Source organism: Hyphomonas sediminis (genome assembly GCF_019679475.1).
Lineage (GTDB): Bacteria > Pseudomonadota > Alphaproteobacteria > Caulobacterales > Hyphomonadaceae > Hyphomonas > Hyphomonas sediminis.
This window is the reverse complement of sequence record NZ_JAIEZP010000001.1, coordinates 2,053,922-2,070,464: the sequence shown is the minus strand read 5'-3', so window position 1 is coordinate 2,070,464 and position 16,543 is coordinate 2,053,922. Positions and strand designations below refer to the sequence as shown.

At 66.0% G+C, this 16,543-nt stretch carries 20 protein-coding genes; 1 reads left to right on the top strand and 19 read right to left on the bottom strand.

The features are described 5' to 3' along the window. Window positions 1-6: 6 nt before the first annotated feature. The 5 genes from K1X12_RS10345 to K1X12_RS10325 form a co-directional block, all read right to left on the bottom strand. The gene (locus K1X12_RS10345) at window positions 7-600 is read right to left on the bottom strand and encodes a tetratricopeptide repeat protein (RefSeq protein ID WP_220987519.1); all 594 of its coding nucleotides are present in this window, start codon (window positions 598-600) and stop codon (window positions 7-9) included. Next, the gene (locus K1X12_RS10340) at window positions 597-2,024 is read right to left on the bottom strand and encodes an ATP-binding protein (protein ID WP_220987518.1); all 1,428 of its coding nucleotides are present in this window, start codon (window positions 2,022-2,024) and stop codon (window positions 597-599) included. The genes K1X12_RS10345 and K1X12_RS10340 overlap by 4 nt, the downstream gene beginning before the upstream one ends. A gap of 25 nt (window positions 2,025-2,049) precedes the next feature. Then, entirely contained in the window at window positions 2,050-2,733 is a 684-nt protein-coding gene (locus tag K1X12_RS10335) for a response regulator transcription factor (protein ID WP_220987517.1), read from the bottom strand. Between the two features lie 32 nt (window positions 2,734-2,765). After that, window positions 2,766-3,092, bottom strand: coding sequence for a PepSY domain-containing protein (locus K1X12_RS10330; RefSeq protein WP_220987516.1), 327 nt, complete (start codon window positions 3,090-3,092; stop codon window positions 2,766-2,768). 126 nt (window positions 3,093-3,218) lie between these two features. Beyond that, window positions 3,219-3,824, bottom strand: a complete 606-nt coding sequence (locus tag K1X12_RS10325; protein ID WP_220987515.1) for a hypothetical protein — start codon at window positions 3,822-3,824, stop codon at window positions 3,219-3,221. 206 nt (window positions 3,825-4,030) lie between these two features. On the opposite strand from K1X12_RS10325, the gene K1X12_RS10320 reads away from it, so the two are divergent. After that, entirely contained in the window at window positions 4,031-4,726 is a 696-nt protein-coding gene (locus K1X12_RS10320) for a hypothetical protein (RefSeq protein WP_220987514.1), read from the top strand. Between the two features lie 24 nt (window positions 4,727-4,750). Here the strand turns inward: K1X12_RS10320 and K1X12_RS10315 are convergent, their stop codons facing one another. The 14 genes from K1X12_RS10315 to K1X12_RS10250 form a co-directional block, all read right to left on the bottom strand. Beyond that, on the bottom strand, window positions 4,751-6,469 hold the full coding sequence (locus K1X12_RS10315) for a hypothetical protein (RefSeq protein WP_220987513.1): 1,719 nt from the start codon (window positions 6,467-6,469) through the stop codon (window positions 4,751-4,753). A gap of 100 nt (window positions 6,470-6,569) precedes the next feature. After that, a complete protein-coding gene (locus tag K1X12_RS17210; protein WP_220987512.1) occupies window positions 6,570-7,421 on the bottom strand; it encodes a DnaJ C-terminal domain-containing protein in 852 nt (283 codons plus the stop codon). Window positions 7,422-7,456: 35 nt separating this feature from the next. Beyond that, the gene (locus tag K1X12_RS10305; protein WP_220987511.1) at window positions 7,457-11,080 is read right to left on the bottom strand and encodes a baseplate multidomain protein megatron; all 3,624 of its coding nucleotides are present in this window, start codon (window positions 11,078-11,080) and stop codon (window positions 7,457-7,459) included. Between the two features lie 2 nt (window positions 11,081-11,082). Further along, complete coding sequence (locus tag K1X12_RS10300; RefSeq protein WP_220987510.1) at window positions 11,083-11,514, bottom strand: NlpC/P60 family protein; 432 nt, start codon at window positions 11,512-11,514, stop codon at window positions 11,083-11,085. Next, window positions 11,511-12,158, bottom strand: coding sequence for a phage/gene transfer agent baseplate hub protein (locus K1X12_RS10295; protein ID WP_220987509.1), 648 nt, complete (start codon window positions 12,156-12,158; stop codon window positions 11,511-11,513). Before K1X12_RS10295 ends, K1X12_RS10300 begins: the two co-directional genes overlap by 4 nt. Before the next feature lie 4 nt (window positions 12,159-12,162). Next, the gene (locus K1X12_RS10290) at window positions 12,163-12,774 is read right to left on the bottom strand and encodes a phage distal tail protein, Rcc01695 family (protein WP_220988857.1); all 612 of its coding nucleotides are present in this window, start codon (window positions 12,772-12,774) and stop codon (window positions 12,163-12,165) included. Between the two features lie 2 nt (window positions 12,775-12,776). Beyond that, a complete protein-coding gene (locus K1X12_RS10285; RefSeq protein ID WP_220987508.1) occupies window positions 12,777-13,148 on the bottom strand; it encodes a phage tail tape measure C-terminal domain-containing protein in 372 nt (123 codons plus the stop codon). Next, entirely contained in the window at window positions 13,135-13,320 is a 186-nt protein-coding gene (locus K1X12_RS10280) for a phage tail assembly chaperone (protein WP_220987507.1), read from the bottom strand. The genes K1X12_RS10285 and K1X12_RS10280 overlap by 14 nt, the downstream gene beginning before the upstream one ends. Further along, the gene (locus tag K1X12_RS10275) at window positions 13,320-13,613 is read right to left on the bottom strand and encodes a GTA-gp10 family protein (RefSeq protein WP_220988856.1); all 294 of its coding nucleotides are present in this window, start codon (window positions 13,611-13,613) and stop codon (window positions 13,320-13,322) included. The genes K1X12_RS10280 and K1X12_RS10275 overlap by 1 nt, the downstream gene beginning before the upstream one ends. An 8-nt stretch (window positions 13,614-13,621) precedes the next feature. Further along, complete coding sequence (locus K1X12_RS10270) at window positions 13,622-14,035, bottom strand: phage major tail protein, TP901-1 family (protein WP_220987506.1); 414 nt, start codon at window positions 14,033-14,035, stop codon at window positions 13,622-13,624. Beyond that, entirely contained in the window at window positions 14,035-14,448 is a 414-nt protein-coding gene (locus tag K1X12_RS10265; protein WP_220987505.1) for a DUF3168 domain-containing protein, read from the bottom strand. The genes K1X12_RS10270 and K1X12_RS10265 overlap by 1 nt, the downstream gene beginning before the upstream one ends. Further along, window positions 14,445-15,002, bottom strand: coding sequence for a head-tail connector protein (locus tag K1X12_RS10260; RefSeq protein ID WP_220987504.1), 558 nt, complete (start codon window positions 15,000-15,002; stop codon window positions 14,445-14,447). Before K1X12_RS10260 ends, K1X12_RS10265 begins: the two co-directional genes overlap by 4 nt. Window positions 15,003-15,067: 65 nt before the next feature. Further along, window positions 15,068-15,271: a hypothetical protein gene (locus K1X12_RS10255; RefSeq protein WP_220987503.1), complete on the bottom strand. Its 204-nt coding sequence runs from the start codon at window positions 15,269-15,271 to the stop codon at window positions 15,068-15,070. A 102-nt stretch (window positions 15,272-15,373) separates the two neighbouring features. Further along, window positions 15,374-16,543: a phage major capsid protein gene (locus K1X12_RS10250; protein ID WP_220987502.1), complete on the bottom strand. Its 1,170-nt coding sequence runs from the start codon at window positions 16,541-16,543 to the stop codon at window positions 15,374-15,376.

Below are 16,543 nucleotides of genomic sequence, written 5' to 3'. Positions count from 1 at the left end.
GAGCGCTTATTCCGCTTCTGGCGGCGCCTGTCCGATCGCCTCAATCATGGGGCGGAAGCGCTCGCGGCGCGGATCGTCTTCGGGCAGGCGCGAATAGATATAACGCATGGCCTGCTCGGCCTTCTCCTGTTCGCCGGCCTGCGCCGCGCCCATGGCTGCTCGCATCCCGGCGCTCACCTGCGTCTCGTCGAGCTCGTAGGCGCGCGCATAAAGCCGCGTTGCGTCCGGCCCGATAGCCCCCTCGCTCAGCTGGGTCAGCACATCGGCCAGCCCGACCAGCGCAGGCACAAAGTCCTGATCCCGGCGCAGCGCGGATTGATAGGCCCGCACAGCGTCTTCCGTACGGCCCTTGGTGCGCAGGATTTCGCCGATGAAGTAGTGCGGCTGCGGGTCTTCGGGTTTGTCGATCACCGCCTGCTCAAGGCGCGAAAGCATCTCCGCCTCAGTCAGCGATTCCGGGTCCGTACGCACCCTTTCGATCAATTCCGCCTGCCGCTCCGCCATCGGCTGATCCGCCATGCCGGGCTTGCCGATCATGAAATAGCCCGCCGCGCCAAGCGCGAGGCAGCTGCCGAGAATGATGATGTTGACTGGTTTCATGGCCGGGGAAATCTGAGGGTTGCCTTCAGGCCGCCAAGGGCCGCATCGCCAAGTTCGAAGCTGCCCTTATGCAGCTCGGCCAATTCTGTAACAATCGAGAGGCCGAGCCCAGTCCCCGGTGTTGTTTCATCTAGCCGCACCCCGCGCTTCAGCGCGCCTGCGCGTTGCTCCGGTGTCAGGCCTGGCCCGTCGTCTTCCACCGAGATCACCAGCCCCTCAGCGCCGTCGCTGATTGTCACCAGAACCTCGCTCCGCGCCCATTTGCAGGCGTTCTCCATGAGGTTGCCTGCCATCTCCTCAAAATCCTGTTGCTCGCCGCGGAAAGTGCCCCCCTCCCCGCCGGTTACTATGACTTCAATACCCCGCGCATCAAACAGCCGGTTCAGCATGCGCGCCAAGCCATCGAGTACGGGGCGCACTTCCGTGCGTGCGCCCAGCGCCTCTGCCCGCGCCGCCATGCGTGCGCGCTTCAGGTAATGCTCCACATTGGTCTGCATTGCCTCAGCCTGCCGGCGCACCACATCGTCCAGTTGCGTTGCGCCCTTGGCTTCATTGCGCAGCACCGCCAGCGGTGTCTTCAGTGCATGCGCCAGATTGCCCACATGCGTACGGGCACGCTCGACCACCTCGCGGTTATGCTCGATCAGCTTGTTCAACTCTTCCGTCAGTGGGCGGACTTCGGCCGGATATCCGCCGGAAAGCTTCTGCGTTTCGCCCTCACGCACCTTCACCACGTCTTCTGCCAGATTGCGCAGCGGGTTCAGCGAATATCTCACCGCAATCAACATAGCGGCAAAAACGCCCCCAAACAGCGCAATCATCGTGCCCAGCAGCATGTTGCGGAAGCGCGTGGCCGCTTCATCATTGGGCGTTCTGTCGGCGGCGGCCACCAGCACCAGCGGCGTCTCGCGGTTCTCCACGATGATCGCCATGGCCGCCACGCGCGACACCTGGTCCGCCGGCCCCGGATAGTTTGAATACTGTGTAACCCCCGGAAGATCGACCGCCCTACGGATCAGGTCCGGCGTTACGGGTACGGCCTCATCCCACAGGCTGCGGGAGCGGAAATCCCCGGCGATCTGCAGCTCTGGCGTCAGGCCAACCACCGCCCAGTAATGCCCGGAATACTGCACCTGGAAGCGCGCATCGTTCGAGAAGAAGTCCCGGTCCGTATCCGTCACCCGGCCATCGGAAAGGAACGCATCTTCCCGCGTCAGCTCGCGCGACAGGGTGATCAGCGTCTGCCGCAGGTCGTCTTCGATCAGCGAGAGTGTCTGCGCGCGGTACAGCGCCGACAGCGCCAGCGCGCCTCCGATCAGCACAACCATCCCCCAGATCGCCGCCGCAATCATGACGCGCCGGGCCAGCGAAACGCCGGACCAGCGGTCAATCAGACTTTTCTTGGGAGTGTCAGCCTCGCTCATAGAGGCGGTCTAGCCGCGTTCGGGGTCAGCCCGCAACGCGGGCATCATCCTCAGGCACGATCAGGCGATAACCAAGCCCGCGTTCGGTCTGGATCCGGTCCTGGCCAATCTTCCGGCGCAGACGGCCAATGAACACCTCGATCGTGTTCGAATCGCGGTCAAAATCCTGATCGTAAATATGCTCCACCAGCTCCGTCCGCGGTACAACCCGGCCCTGATGGTGCATCAGGTAGGAAAGAACGCGGTATTCGTGCGCCGTCAGCTTGATCGGCTCGCCGTTGACCGTGGCGCGGGCAGCCCGCGTGTCCACCATCAGCTTGCCAGCTTCCAGCGTCGCGGCCGAATGGCCAGCCGCCCGGCGCAGCAGCGCCCGCAGGCGCGCCAGCAATTCTTCGGTGATGAAGGGCTTGGTGAGGTAGTCGTCAGCGCCCGCATCGAAGCCCGAAACCTTCTCGCTCCACTGATCGCGGGCGGTCAGGATCAGCACAGGGAAGGTCTTCCCTTCCTTGCGCCAGCTTTTCAGGACGCTGACGCCATCAATCTTGGGCAAGCCAAGGTCCAGCACCACGGCGTCATAAGGCTCGGTCTCGCCCAGGAACTGGCCGTCCTCGCCATCGGCGGCAAGGTCCACCGCATAGCCGGACTGCGACAGCACATCGGCCAGCTGCCGGCGGAGGTCTGCATCATCTTCAACTACCAGGATACGCATGTAACTTCTCCGTTGGGACCTTCAGAAACGCTTTAGCCGCCGTGCCGTTCCAGAACCGACCCGCTCTGCGCGTCAACCGTAAAATGTGCCTTGCGGCCATCTTCGGTCATCCAGTCGATTTCGTAGAAGGTGGTCCCATCTTCACGCGAGTAAAGCTCCGCGCCAAGCTGGTACCCTCCATATTCGCGCTTCAGCTTCTGAAAAATCTTGTTCAGGGGAACGGTTTTGCCCTCGCGGACGGCCTCACGGGCCTGTCCGGGGGAAAACTGGTTGGCCCAGGGATTGCCACCAGACTGCGCGGACGCAACCGGCACACCCATAAGGCCAACAGCAAGAAAGAAGGTTACAATCCGTTTCATATCCCGCCGTATAGGGCGCAAGCGCTGAATGTGAAGTGAACGATACCGTTCAGCTTTGTTCAACGTCCAGCCCCTGTTGCGGCGAGCAAGGGACGGCGTCGGCGCGCCGCCTCTCGGCCCCTCAGCTCATTCGCCGGCAGGTTTATCCACCTGCCCCTGAACCTGCAGCACCACCAGCCAGCCGGAAGGGCCGCCCCGGCCGCGCATGAAAGGCGTATAGCTCATTTCCAGGAATGCCGGATCGACCGTAATCCCGCTGGAGCTACTGGGCATCTCCGCCGGCGCGTAAGTGAACTTCCGATAGATCTCGAAGTCCATGTCTTCGGTGTCTTCGGCAATCTCCCAGCCTTCGCCGACACACGCCTTCATCTCTTCGGCGGCCTTGGTGAACGCGGCTTCTGCTTCGGCCTGGTCGCCGTCCCGGTTCATTGATTTTCCCTCAAACAGGGTACAGCTGTAGGTGTAGATCGCCCCACTCCCGAATCCCCGCATGACGCTGGTGTTGCAGGTCTTCCCGAAAGCATCATGCTGTCCCAGATAGCTGTCCGGCAGCGGCATTTCCCCCATCATCCGGTTTTCGCCCCGCAGGCTCAGGAAAGGTTCGGCTTCTCCCCGCGCATCGAGGATCGGCTTCACATTTGCACAAGGACCGGCGGCCTTGGCAGGCGCGGCCTCGCCGCCCTGGCAGGCCGCAAGTGTCAGAATGGATAAGCCGATGATCGTCGCGCGCATGGCAGTCGCCCCCTTCAGGTTCTGTTGTGCAGCCAACGTCTCTAGGGGGCGGCGCCGGGCGCCCGTACCCCCTGAACAAGGGGGCAGCCCGGCCCAGCCGGGCCGGAAATGTCGCCTACGGCCTTGTCCGCAAAAGACTATGTTAATCCTATTGGCCAACCCTTCCCCCGTTTTCAGCCGGAGTCGCAAGAAACAAGGGGGACATCATGGCTTTTTCCAGCGCTCAGACATGGGTGATCATCGCAATTGTCGTCGTCATTGCGCTCGGCATCATCGGCAGTCTGTCAGGCAAGAAAGAAACGCCAAAGTCACCTCCGGCGCGGGCGCAAACGCCAACAGCCGCTGCGCAGGCCGGCATCGTCGCAGCGCTCGCCACGCATGCCAGCCGATTCGACCGCGAGATGTATATTGACGACATGACGCCCGAGCAGCTCGAACACGAGCATGTCTGGCGAACCGCCTACATCACCGGCTACAACATCGTCGGCAATCTAGGTCCGGATAAGGACAACCCGTTCGAGACAATCTGCACGGCAATCACCGGACACCCCGCCGACCGCCAGCTTGCCGGCCTCACCGAATACTTCTACGAGACCGTCTATGAGCCGATGCTGGTCGACGCCGAAGATCGCTACTGGGACGACGAACTCATCGCCAGGAAAGATCAGTGGTCAGACGCCCGGCGCGAGCAGATCCTCCTCGCCGCCCTCATCCCCCTTCAGATGGCAGATGAACTTCACACCGCAATCCGGGGTCGGCCCGCCAGCGAAGACGACCTCGCCAAACACCTCATCCCCTATATCGACCGCGTCGGCGAAGCCTTTTTCGGTGCGGATACCGCCGAACGCATGTCCATGCTGCGCGAACAGGCGAAGGGCTATGCCAGCGCGATAGAGTTTTGACCTCTGGTCTTCAGTGCACGACCTTTATAGCCGGGAACCGCTCAACGCCACATCCGCCTTGGCCCAGGCCATCTCGAAGTGATGCTTGAGCTGGCCTGCCTCTTCGGCCCTGCCCTGCGCCTCCAGCGCGCCGATCAGGCCCGCCATCGACCAGCCATTATGCGGATGGTCCTTGAGGTCTCGCCGGTAAACTGCTTCAGCGTCAGCATAGCGCTCGGCGTCCATAAGGGCCTCGCCAAGCGATTGCCGTGTGGGATAATACCAGAAAGGCGGCTCTGTGTAGGGCAACTGGTCCTGCAGGGCGACCGCCGCTTCAAACCGCGCCACTGCTTCTGCGGTATCGCCTCCGGCCTTGGCAATTTCGCCCAGCAATAGCTCATCGGCAATGTTCATCAGAAGCGTCGCCGGATAGTCATTGGTCGCAAGGAACTGGATCTGGACCGTATCCTTCAGCTTGGCCAGCTCTGCTTCCTCTGCCTTCGCCAGCGCCGCCTCGCCTGTCCGCGCAAGCGCGACGCCGCGTGCGTAATGCCAGATGCCTCTTGAATAATCACGGTCCGTCGGTGGCGCCTCCGTGGCCAGAATGTCCTCCCACTTTCCAAACTGCACCTGCGCCAGCAGCGGGATGGTCCGGAAAAACTCGACTGTCGGGAATTGCTCCACCTGCTCGATACGGACGTTATCTGCCAGCTTCTGCGCTGCCTCCAGCGCCACTGCGCTCTGGCCGGACATGCTCGCCGCCGCCCACAGGAAATGGATGTTGTGCGGGTAGTAAAGCGCCGGATAAAACCCCTGCGCATTGCACTGGGCTATGTAATCCTCGTCCACCTGCGCCGCCAGTATGTTGGCCGCGGCGGCGTCATCATAGCGACCCACGCGCCAGAAGATGTGCGCCGGCATATGCACCAGATGCCCCGATCCCGGCACCAGCGCGATCAGCCGGTCAGCGGCTGCTTCTGCCCGCCCCGGATCATCGGACGCTTCCACGGCATGGATATAGAGATGCAACGCAAGCGGATGATCCGGCGCCCGCGCAATTGTTGTCTCCAGCGCTTCGATCACCTTCACCGTCTCGGGTTTTGCTACGCCATCGGCCGACCAGTAATCCCACGGCATGGTGTTCATCCACGCCTCGGCATAAATCGCGGCGGCGTCATTGTCCTCCGGATAGGCGGCCACATAGGCGGCCATCGCCTCGGCCCATGCAATGTCCTGAGGTTCCCGTTCGGCGGTGAAGTCAGCGCTGTAGCGCGTCGCCAACGCCTCGATCAGCGCCTGTTCGGCCGGGCTCGCCGTTTGCCTCAGCGCCATGGCCTTCTGCACCGCAACATAGGCCGCTTCCCGGTCTTCCATCGACATGACGGCCTTGCCATTGCTGGTCACATTGATGTTTGGCCCGGTCGCCAGCGCCTCTCCCCAGAAACACATGGCACATTCCGGATCGAGTTTTTGCGCCGCCCGGAAGGATCGGATGCTTTCGGCATGGTTGAAGCCGAAAGCCAGCACCATGCCCTGGTCAAAATATCTCTGGGCGTCCGCGCTGCCAGTTGTGATTGGCCGGTGGAAATCCCCCATCCCGTCAAAAAGCGGCGCCCCTGCGCGGATAGCCAGGTCAATCTCCTCCAGCTCCACCGGCGCGACCAGCGTGCTTTCTTCCGTCTCAGGATTGAGCCAGCCATGAATCATCTGGCAACCGCCCAGCACAAATACGCTGGCCGATGCGAGAAGGTATCTCGTTTTCATCTTATGTCCCCTCCACCGTGCCGCCCTCTGTCGGGGCAGGCTGTTCTCTGAAGGCCTATAATCCTATCACGGAACAGCGTCGGTGTTTAGGGCTACCGCGTCAGGATTTCTCCGCCCAGCGTTTCAGCCCGTCATCCTTGGGGTCGGCCAGCACGATTTCCAGCCGCACATAGAGGTCGCCCGGCGGTGTTGTCTGCACGCCCTTGCCCTTCAAGCGCAGCTGCGCGCCGGTGTTGGACCCCGCCGGCACTTTCAGCGCCACCGTGCCCGAAGGCGTGCGCACGTCCACGCTCCCGCCCAGCACGGCCTTCTTCAGGTCAATCGGCACGCTCATGCGCAGGTTCTTGTCCTCACGGGTCCAGACACTGCTGGCCAGCACCTCGACTTCCAGCAGCGCGTCACCCGGCGGGCCTTCCGTCGGCGAGGGCTGCCCCTGGCTTTTCAGGCGCAGCACCTGGCCGCTGGTGATTCCCGCCGGGATATTCACGTCCAGCGAACTGCCATCGGCCATGCTCATCCGCCGGCGCGCGCCATTCACGGCGTCTTCAAAGCTGATCTCGACGCGGTAGCGCACATCGCGGCCCTTCATCGGGCCCGGATTGCGCCGGCGCCCGCCGCCAAACATGCCCGAGAGGATATCCTCGAACGGATCTCCCTGCGCGCCGCCGCCATGCGATTCCCAGCGAAACCCGCCGCCGCCCGGCGCTCCACCGCCATAGCCGCGCGGATTGCCGTCGCCGTCAATCTCACCGCGGTCGAACTTGGCCTTCTTCTCCTTGTCGCCCAGAATGTCGAAGGCGGCGGAGGCCTGCTTGAACTCCTCCGCCTTCTTGTCGTCATTCGGGTGCAAGTCGGGGTGCAGCGCCTTTGCCTTGGCGCGGTACGCTTTCTTGATTTCGGCCTCGGTCGCCGTACGGGGGACACCGAGAACCTTGTAGGGATCGAGCGCCACTTAGGGCTCCTCCGGAACGCTGGAACTGACTTTTCTTACAGGTAAGGTGATCCGGCCGGGATTGAAAGCCATTCCCCGGTGCGTCCGTCCGTCCCGATTTGCGCAATTCGCAGGCAAATTGCCCCCTCCGGCCACGCAATCCCGGCAACATCCGTCACCGCCAGTGCATCAAAGCCCGCTCCGAAGTCTGCTTCCACGGCATAGCTCACCGCCGAGGCAGGGTCAGGCAGGTCCCACTGGTCGGGCACATCCCGACCACGCCTCGCCCAGTTCACCCATCCCGCTGGCCCCGGCAGCCACGCTGGCCGCCATGCCAGGCCCGCCCGGTCATCGAATACGGCCTCGTTCGCCTCCCCCAGCCCCGCAGCCCGCCACAACATCATAAGCCCCGCCTCCAGCGCCGACACCCGCGCCCGCACAACAGCATCGTCCAGCAACACGATCCGCGCGCCCGCCTCTGCTGCGCCACTCGCGCGCCCGCCCTGCCCGCGCAGCAACCCAGAAAGCCGCCAGCGCTCCGGCCCCACCAACTCTGCGTCGGCAAACTGCACCAGTTCCCATCCCGCTGCTGTCTCCAGCAGCGCCGCGTTTGCCCCCGCCAGCACCGCCGCCTCGCTTGCCGAGGCAAACTCACCGCCCGGCGCGTCCAGCTCGATCACGGCCGCCCGGTCCCATCGTCCCACCGGCCCGGCTTCCACAGGCGCCGTCAGCCGCCCGATCACGGCCGGCCGCACCAGCCGCGCCCGCTCGCTCAGCCCATCCGCCGAAGGCCCCGCGATCACGGCCACCTCGCCCGGCCACGGGCTCGCATACGCCGCCACCAGCGGGCCTGTCTCGGCCTCGCCCGGCAGCGACGGGGCATCCATCACCACCAGGTCAATCCCGGCGAACACCGGCGCTGCCTCCGGCGCCGCCGTCGCCCCGCCATCTCGCGCCGGGCTCACCCGCGCCGTATCGCGCACCAACGTCAGCGTCCGCTGCGCGCCAGCCTCGCGTGCCTCGCTCACGCACCATTCCGGCCCGCCATCCACGCGCAGCCTGTCGCCCGGCTCCAGCGCCATCCCCGCCAGCGGCAGCGTAATCTCCGCCGTCCCGTCTGCCGCCGCTGCCGCCAGCAATGCGCTCGCCGCGGCTTCTGCCCGCGCCGGCGAAAGCACCAGCGGCAAGGTCACATCCGTGGCCAGCCGCGCGTCCCCGCCTCCCCGGCGCGCTTGCGCCACGCCCGGCTGATAGTCCCTATCCGGATCAATATAGGCCAGCCGTATGCGCTCCGGCGCCTTGTCCATCAACTGCCGCGTCGCCTTCAGCCCCGGCTCAGCTATCTCGTCACTAGACAGCTCCGCCGCCACCGCGTCCCCCATATGGAACACCAGCCCCTCCGGCCGCTCCACCACCTCAAAGCCAAATGCCGCCTTCAGCGGCTCCAGCGCCGCGCGCACCGAGTGCACACCGTCCAGACCATAGCCCTCGATCACGCCGTCCAGCCCGCGCACATCAGCCTCCACGCCCCCGCGCGGGCAGATGTCCCCCACCACAGCGGCCAGCGATGTCAGCCCCTCCCGCCCGTTCAGCCAGTGGCCGCGCGCCCAGTTGCCGCCATCGCCCCAGATGTCATCCCGCATCGGCCAGGCCGGATATGGCCGCGCGTCCCACGCCCACACATGCGCAGCCTCCACCAGCGGGCTCGCCTCGAAATGCGCCAGCGTCACGCCCAGCGCCCGCTTCTGGAACACATCATCTCGCTCGCCAGTCGAGAATGGCGGCAGCGCGCTCTCGCTGCTCTTGGGATCATAGAACACATTCGGCGCATTCCCGCCCTTGTCCACGGCGGCAAAGCCAATCTCGGAGAGGCGAATAGGCTTCATCCCCGGCGTCCATGCCGTCGGCAGGCTCGCGCGCACGCCGCCCGGCCTCGGATAATGCAGGTTCCCGCTCCATCCGGAGAGGTCTTTCACCCGGAACACCCAATGCTCGCCATGCGCGCTGTCATTGATCGGTGTACGCACTTGCGTCGCCCGCGCCGCCTCATCAGCATAATACCAGTCAAACGCCTCCCCGCCCTCAATCTGTCTTTCCAGATAGGCCGGGTCATCCGCCGCCGCGTATCCTGCCAGCAGGTCCAGATGCTCTGCCCCCGCGCGCCAATCCCCCAGCGGCGGATACCAGTCTATCCCCACAAAATCGATCGCCGCATCCGCCCACAGCGCGTCCAGCGGAAACAACACGTCCCCGCTCCCATCGCCGGGCACATACGCGCCATACTCCGTCCAGTCCGCCGCATAGGAAACCTTCGTCCCCGGCAGCAGCGCCTTCACCTCCGCCGCCAGATCGCGCAGCGCTTCCACAAACGGAAACGCGCCGCCCTCATCGCGCACGCGCGTCAGCCCGCGCATCTCGCTGCCCACAAGAAACGCCTCAACCCCGCCCGCCTGCGCAGCGAGCGCTGCATGATGCAGGATAAACCGGCGATAGCCCTGCGGCCCGTCCACGAAGGCTTCAATCTCCGCCCGCGCCGACGCCGTTCCGTCCTCGGAAACGCCAATCCGCCCCCGCCAGGGAAATCCCGGCGCGTCCATCATCAGGAACGGCGTCAGCGTCACGGCATAGCCCCGGTCCTTCAGTTCCCGGATCGCCTGCACGGCGGAGGCGTCCGAAGGCGTCCCGCCATAATTGGCGTTGCCCCCCTCATCCCTCGAAATCAGGTACGCCTCCGCCCGGTCTTCCCCCGCCACGTTCCACACCTGCGGCACGGTCACCCGCGTCCGCGCCTCCACGCCCGGCCGGATCACGCAGGCCCCGACGTCAAGGCTGGACCCAAACCACCCCACCGCCAGCGCCGTATGCGTCACACGCGGCAGCCCCTCCTGCATCTGGTCCAGAGAGACGAGAAAATCCGCCCGCGCCTCCCCGGAATTGGCATTGATCGCCCGTTCCCGCCCTGGCGAAAACTGCTCGCGCACGATTTCCGTGGCATACACAAACTCGCCAGACGCCGGGATGATGTTCACGCCCGTCACGCTATCTTTCAGCCCCGGCTCGCTGTCGCCCGGTGGCACACGGACAATCTCGAACGAAAGCTGCGGCAACCGGTTCCCGAACGCGTCCAGCGGCAAATCCTCGAACACGATATACGCAGTCCCGCGATAGGCCGGCGCAGCCCCCTCGATCATCTCGATCAGCGGATCGGGCACCTGCCCCTCGCTGCCATCATAAAGACGGTGCGTCACCGCCGAAAAATCAAACGCCTCCCCATTCGCCCAGGCGCGCACCACACGCACACCCGGCCCCTCGCCCAGCGCCACGGCAAAGCTCACCGAATAACTGTACTCATTGACCCTCGGCCCGCCCTTGCTGCCAACGCTCCGCGTCGTGCGCCGCTCGCGCAGGCGCGCTGCCCAGACCAGCTGCCCGGCAACGCGCATTCGACCGTAAACGGAAGAAACGCCCGCACCTTCTGCCGCCTCCATCACATACAGCGCCTTGAGGCGCGGGCCTTCCGCCGGCCCGGCGAGGTAATTGCCCAGCGCCCGCCCCGCCATTGCGCCTGCCGCCCGGCCAATCGCGGCGCCAGTAATCGCGCGCCCCGCCACGTTCAGTCCCGCGGGCAACAGGCGCGCGCCCACTGCTGCGCCAATCTCTGCAAATGCAATCTGTGCCATCTTCAGTCCTCCACTCCCGGCAACGCAAACGCCGCCGCAATCCGCCGTGCCCACCAATCCGCCAGCCGCGTCTCCACCACGCAGCGCCCCCAATAGGCGTGAATAATCCGCCCTTCGCCGCTCAGGATAGCACAATGCTTCGCGGGCACGCCCATCCCCATACGGAATATGAGTACATCGCCCGCCCGCGCCGCGCCGGGCGCAATCTCCGCCATCTGCCGCCGCGCCGCGTTCAGCAGCGTCTCCTGCCCCAACGCCTCGGCCCAGTCCGGCGTGTAGGGCGGCGGCGCTTCCGGCTCCGGGCCCACCAGCGCCCGCCACACGCCGCGCACTAGCCCAAGGCAGTCGCATCCCGCCCCCTTCAGACTCGCCTGATGCCGGTAGGGTGTCCCCAGCCAGCTCCGCGCTTCCGCCACAATCTCCGCCCGCTTCATCGCTTGCCTCCATCGTTCCCGCTCGCCGCCGGCCCCGCCAGCATGAAGTCTGCCCCCGGAAGATGCGGAAATCCGCGAAAGCGGTCCGCATTGCCAAACACGTCCCGGCACGTCTCAAACCGGTGGTCGCAGGCCACCCCCGGAAACGCCCCGGTGTCCACGCCGCATCGCCCGTCCCCCAGCACGGCATCGCACCGCCGCGCATAGATCCGCCCCACAGGCCGCTCCAGGTCCGCCTTCAGCGACACCAGCGCCGCCTCAAAGCCGAGCGCCCCGCGCGTCACCTCCGCCAGCCGCCCTGCCCACACATGCGCCCGGTGTTCCGGCGCCTGCCAGTCCACCCGCCACACATCCACACGCGCGCCATCCCACAGGCCCGCCTCAAGGTCGGCCTCGGTAATCGCCTCATGGCTCAGCGCTCCGCGCGCCGCCGCCCGCCCCGGCGCCAGCCCGGCGGTCTGCACGAACTCTACCCCCTCCAACCCCGTGCCCGGCAGGAATGTTTCTCCGCCTACGGTCAGTGGTCCATCATACTCCGTCAGCCGCAGCACAAATCCGTCGCCCCGCGCAATGCGCCAGCAAAGGCAGGTCGTCGTCACGCCGCTGGCCAGCCGCGCGGCAAATTCCTCGCTTATCTCCCGCATCGCTTCACCCGATAATCTCGATCAGCGGCACACGGATCGCCCGGCCCGCGCCAAACCCTTCCAACGTCACGTCCAGCCGGTCGGTGTCGAACCGCACGGGGCAGTCAAACCGGAACCCCGCCGTCACCGCCGCGCCCTCGTCCGGCGGCGCATCCAGCGTCACCAGCCCCGTGCTCGCGTCCGCGCTGAACGCAGCCTCCACGCCATCCACTGCCACGCGCACGCTCCCGGCCACCGGCTTCCAGATGCGCCGCGCCCAGCCGCCATAATGTTTCACCAGCGCAAACTCCCGCCGCGCCCCGTCGCCCAGGCCAATCGCCTGATCGAGCGCAGACACCTCAGCCCCCGGCGCGCCGGAGCGGTCGTCCAGCATGTCACGGAAGCGAAACCCGTGGAGCTTGCCCCCGCGCGCCTCGAAGAAGGCAATCAGCGCCTGTAGCGTCTCCACGCGCGCCGCCGCGCTGCCCACATCCCACCGCCGGCGCGATCCGGCCCACACGGCATTGCGCGCTTCCTGCCCGCCACTCAGCGTCACGGTCTCCACGCGCCGCTCCGGCCCGCCGCTCGCCGCCAGCGCCAATGGCACGGGCAGGCTCACCTCATGAAACATCGCCAGGCTCACAGGAACCGCCCTCCCGCCTGAACCATCCGCGCCAGCAGCGCCGCAACGCCTGCCGCGCTGCCTGCCGCCCCGCCATCGCCTGCGCCCGGCGCGAAGTTGAACGTCGCATTCACGCCGCCGCCCCCGCCTCGCCCGCGCAGGATCACCGCTTCTGCCGCCACACGCGCCAGCTCCCGCAGGATGCCCTCGGCCATCCGCTGGAAGTCCAACTCCCCGCTCCGTGCCGCCTGGCTCAGCGCCGCCTCGATCCGCTGCCCCGCGCCGTCAAATGCGGTGCCCAGCGCCTCGGCGGCCTCCCGCCCTGGTCCTTCGCTCAGGGCGCGCAGCGCGTCGCCCGCCGCGCTCAATTCCCGTTCAAACTCGTTCATTGCTTTCTCCCGTATCCGGATAATCTTCCATCATCGCGGCCAGCTCCCCGCGCGAAGGCGCCGCCCCGCCCCGGCTCAGCCAGCGCCACTCCTTCACGCTCAGCCGCCAGAACGCTTCCGGGCCGATCCCCAGCGCCAGCGCCGCGCGCAGCATCTCGCCCCAGGGCAGCATCAGCCCGCCAGCCCCAGCCGGAATGCCTCGGCCACCGCCCGCGCCGCATCGCCCGGCGCCAGGTCCAGCTCTCCGATCCGCCCGGCCACCTCCGCCTCACCGCCACCGCGCAACAACGCCGCAATCACGGTCATCAGGCCCGCCGCGGACAGCGCCCGCATCCGCAGCTCCAGCTCCGCCATTGTCCGGCAGCCCAGCGCGCTTTCTATTTCCGCCAGCGCCCCCAGCGTCAGGCACACGCGCCGCGGCCGTCCGCCTACGGTCAAAGCCGTCTCGCCCCGCGCCCCGTTCATGCCGCCACTCATATTTGGGCCTCAAAGCCCAGCGCCGCGGCGCTCTCCAGCGTCACGGAAAACTCCGCTTCGCCCTCATGCGTCCCGCTCCAGCTCAGCTGGCTGATCTGGAACGCGCCCTGCAGAATGCCGAAATGCGGCAACACCAGCTGCCAGTCCGGCGCCTCCCCGGCGAAGAACACCGCCCGCATCCGCGCATCAGACGCCGCATCGCGGAAGACGCCCCGTCCGGTCACACGCGCCGTCTTGGTGCCCGCCCCGGCGATCAGCTCCCGCCAGGCGTCGGGCGAGTCCATCCCTGTCGCGTCGACCATCCCGGCATTCAGCTCGATCCGGCTCGCGCGCACGCCTGCCACGGTCACGAACGCACCCGCCCCATCGCTGATCTTCAACAGCAGATCCCTGCCTCTCTGCCCCGCCATCAGCTTGCCTCCTCTTCTGAAATGATCCGGAAACGGATAACCCCGCGAAACGCGCGCCGGTCGAACTGGCGCATCGCATCGGCATAGGTCGTATAGGCCAGCACTATGTGCCGCCCCGCCTCGCTCCAGTCGGCGCCCTCGAAAGCAAGGCGCAGCGCCGCCAGCGCTTCCTTCGCCTCTCTCAGGCCGCCATACCGGGAGGAAACCGCCATCGTGACGATATGCTCCTGCGCCTCGCCCCCGCTCGCGCCCATGGGCCGGCATTCGTGCCGCTCCAGCCGCGCAAAGGGAAAGGCGGGCGCCTCAGTCTCGTCATCATAAACCCGCGCATTGGCGCCAAAGATCGCCTGCACGCCCGCATGGGTGCGCAGCGCCGCCATCAGCGCCGCCTGCACTGCCGTCTCCGCGCTCATATCGCCCACTCCCGGTGCGCATCCAGAATGCGCTGCACATCTTCCGGAATGCCCACAGGCGGGTTCTCGGCCCCGCGCAGGTAAGCGGCCTGCACCCACAGTTTCAGCGCATGTACCAGGTCTTCCGGCACAGCCTCCGCCGCCCCAAACCCCGCGACAAACACGACCTCCACGCGCCCGCCCGCCGCAATTCCCGGCATGGCCCAGCCCGCCTTCAGGCGCAGCTTTCCGCCGCAAACCTCAAACCTCGCGGAAAGGTCTTCCTCCGTCCCCGCACCATCAATGCGCGTCACAGAGACCAGCGCCGTCACAGGCCCCGGCCTCAGCGCCGCCCCGCCATGCGCCACGGCCACCGGCCAGCGCGTCCATGTCCGCTTCAGCGTCCGACTCACCAGCGCCAGCCCGCTCGCCACCTCAATCTGCGCCCGCGCAGATGCGATCAGCCGCGCCACCAGCGCGTCCTCGCCATCCGTCCCCAGCCGCAGCATTTCCTTCGCCGCCTGAAGAGACAAAGCCTCCCCCGCTGGCGGCGTTATCACCGTCAGTTCCGACATTTCGAATTGTCCTTTGTGAAAAGAGCGGGGCCGCCGCCGCGCAGCAGGGCGGCCCCGAAACGCGCTTAGATCAGCGCCTGCAGCTTCGTGATGATCTGCCCGCCCATCGGCAGGCCCACCTGCTTGAGAAGCTCATTATCGATGGCAGTCGATGTGCCCTTCACCAGCGCCGCAACCGCTTCGGCCGCCTTGGTGGTGAATTCCTCCTGCTGAGGTTTCGTCAGCAGCGCCGCCTGGCGAATGATCGCCACAATCACAGTTTCCAACATTCCATTTCTCCTTGAACAAACATTTCAGTCTCGCGCCCCCACGAGCAAAGCGAAGGCGCAGCGGCCCCAAGCCGAAGGCATGGGAACCGCCGCGAGCAATCTTCAGAACACCATCACCTTCGCGGCATCGAAGTTCTGCACGCCCCCGCCCACACGCTTGGTCGTGTAGAACAGCACGTAAGGCTTGGCCGAGAACGGGTCGCGCAACACGCGTGCGCCCTGCCGGTCAGCGATGAGGTAAAAGCGCTTGAAGTCGCCAAACGCGATCGCGGCATTGCCCACGCCGATGTCGGGCATGTCCTCCATCTCGGTCACGGGATAGCCCATCACCGTCGCCGCTTCTCCACCGCTGCCCGGTTGCCACAGGTATCGTCCATCCCCATCCTTCAGTTTGCGGACGGATGACACCGTACGGCGGTTCATCACGAAGCGGCCATTGGCCCGGAACTGGCTCTTGGGGGCATAGATCAGGTCGATCAGCTGATCGGCTGCGTCGGCTGCGGCAAAGTTCCCCGCCACAGAGCCAATCTTGCCCCAGGTGTGGGCGCCCTCGCTGACGATCTCATAGTCGAGAAAGCCCCTGGGCTTGGCCGTGCCATTGCCGCTCACGAACGCAGCTGATTCCTGCGCGGCAAATGCAATCTCCACTTCATCGGCCAGCCAGGCGTCGATGTCGGCAAAGGAATCCTCCAGCAAAGCCTGCGTCGCCGCCGGCATCGCGTAGAGTTCCCCGGCAGGGAATTCGAGCAGATCGAGCCCGGTCACCGCCGTCTCGGTGCGTGCTGCTTCCTCGCCCACCCATTGGGCCGCCGCGCCAAGGCCCACAGGCTTCTTGTAAACGCCGGCAGAGGTCTGCCGCACGGTCGCAATCTGGCGCATGGGGCTTGCCGCCATCAGGCGCGCCTCGATCAGCCGGTCGAGTTCGGGCGGGGCCACATGCCCGCCTTCGCTGCCCGTGCCGGTGTTCAGCGATTTGAGTTCCAGCCGCGAAATCGCGCTGTCATCGCCCGTGCGCAGGTAGCGCGCCCAGCCTTCGCGGCGCTCGTCATCCGCCGGGGCGGAGTCGCCGCCGCCCGCGTCCGGCCGGGCCATCTTGAGGATCAGCGCCTCAAGACGCCGGTCGATGCGCGCCAGTTTTTCTTCCGAGAGCGGATCGGTAGAACCCTTCTTCTCGATGTCGGCAAGGCGCGCATCATTCGCCTGCCGGTAGGCTTCGAACACGGCCATCAATTCCGCGTCCTGCGCCTTTGCCATTTTTGTTTCCCTGGTCAT

Coding starts and splice junctions, on each gene's coding strand:
- K1X12_RS10345 (WP_220987519.1), bottom strand. CDS start 600: ATGAAACCAGTCAACATCATCATTCTCGGCAGCTGCCTCGCGCTTGGC.
- K1X12_RS10340 (WP_220987518.1), bottom strand. CDS start 2,024: ATGAGCGAGGCTGACACTCCCAAGAAAAGTCTGATTGACCGCTGGTCC.
- K1X12_RS10335 (WP_220987517.1), bottom strand. CDS start 2,733: ATGCGTATCCTGGTAGTTGAAGATGATGCAGACCTCCGCCGGCAGCTG.
- K1X12_RS10330 (WP_220987516.1), bottom strand. CDS start 3,092: ATGAAACGGATTGTAACCTTCTTTCTTGCTGTTGGCCTTATGGGTGTG.
- K1X12_RS10325 (WP_220987515.1), bottom strand. CDS start 3,824: ATGCGCGCGACGATCATCGGCTTATCCATTCTGACACTTGCGGCCTGC.
- K1X12_RS10320 (WP_220987514.1), top strand. CDS start 4,031: ATGGCTTTTTCCAGCGCTCAGACATGGGTGATCATCGCAATTGTCGTC.
- K1X12_RS10315 (WP_220987513.1), bottom strand. CDS start 6,469: ATGAAAACGAGATACCTTCTCGCATCGGCCAGCGTATTTGTGCTGGGC.
- K1X12_RS10305 (WP_220987511.1), bottom strand. CDS start 11,080: ATGGCACAGATTGCATTTGCAGAGATTGGCGCAGCAGTGGGCGCGCGC.
- K1X12_RS10300 (WP_220987510.1), bottom strand. CDS start 11,514: ATGAAGCGGGCGGAGATTGTGGCGGAAGCGCGGAGCTGGCTGGGGACA.
- K1X12_RS10295 (WP_220987509.1), bottom strand. CDS start 12,158: ATGCGGGAGATAAGCGAGGAATTTGCCGCGCGGCTGGCCAGCGGCGTG.
- K1X12_RS10285 (WP_220987508.1), bottom strand. CDS start 13,148: ATGAACGAGTTTGAACGGGAATTGAGCGCGGCGGGCGACGCGCTGCGC.
- K1X12_RS10280 (WP_220987507.1), bottom strand. CDS start 13,320: ATGCTGCCCTGGGGCGAGATGCTGCGCGCGGCGCTGGCGCTGGGGATC.
- K1X12_RS10275 (WP_220988856.1), bottom strand. CDS start 13,613: ATGAACGGGGCGCGGGGCGAGACGGCTTTGACCGTAGGCGGACGGCCG.
- K1X12_RS10270 (WP_220987506.1), bottom strand. CDS start 14,035: ATGGCGGGGCAGAGAGGCAGGGATCTGCTGTTGAAGATCAGCGATGGG.
- K1X12_RS10265 (WP_220987505.1), bottom strand. CDS start 14,448: ATGAGCGCGGAGACGGCAGTGCAGGCGGCGCTGATGGCGGCGCTGCGC.
- K1X12_RS10260 (WP_220987504.1), bottom strand. CDS start 15,002: ATGTCGGAACTGACGGTGATAACGCCGCCAGCGGGGGAGGCTTTGTCT.
- K1X12_RS10255 (WP_220987503.1), bottom strand. CDS start 15,271: ATGTTGGAAACTGTGATTGTGGCGATCATTCGCCAGGCGGCGCTGCTG.
- K1X12_RS10250 (WP_220987502.1), bottom strand. CDS start 16,543: ATGACCAGGGAAACAAAAATGGCAAAGGCGCAGGACGCGGAATTGATG.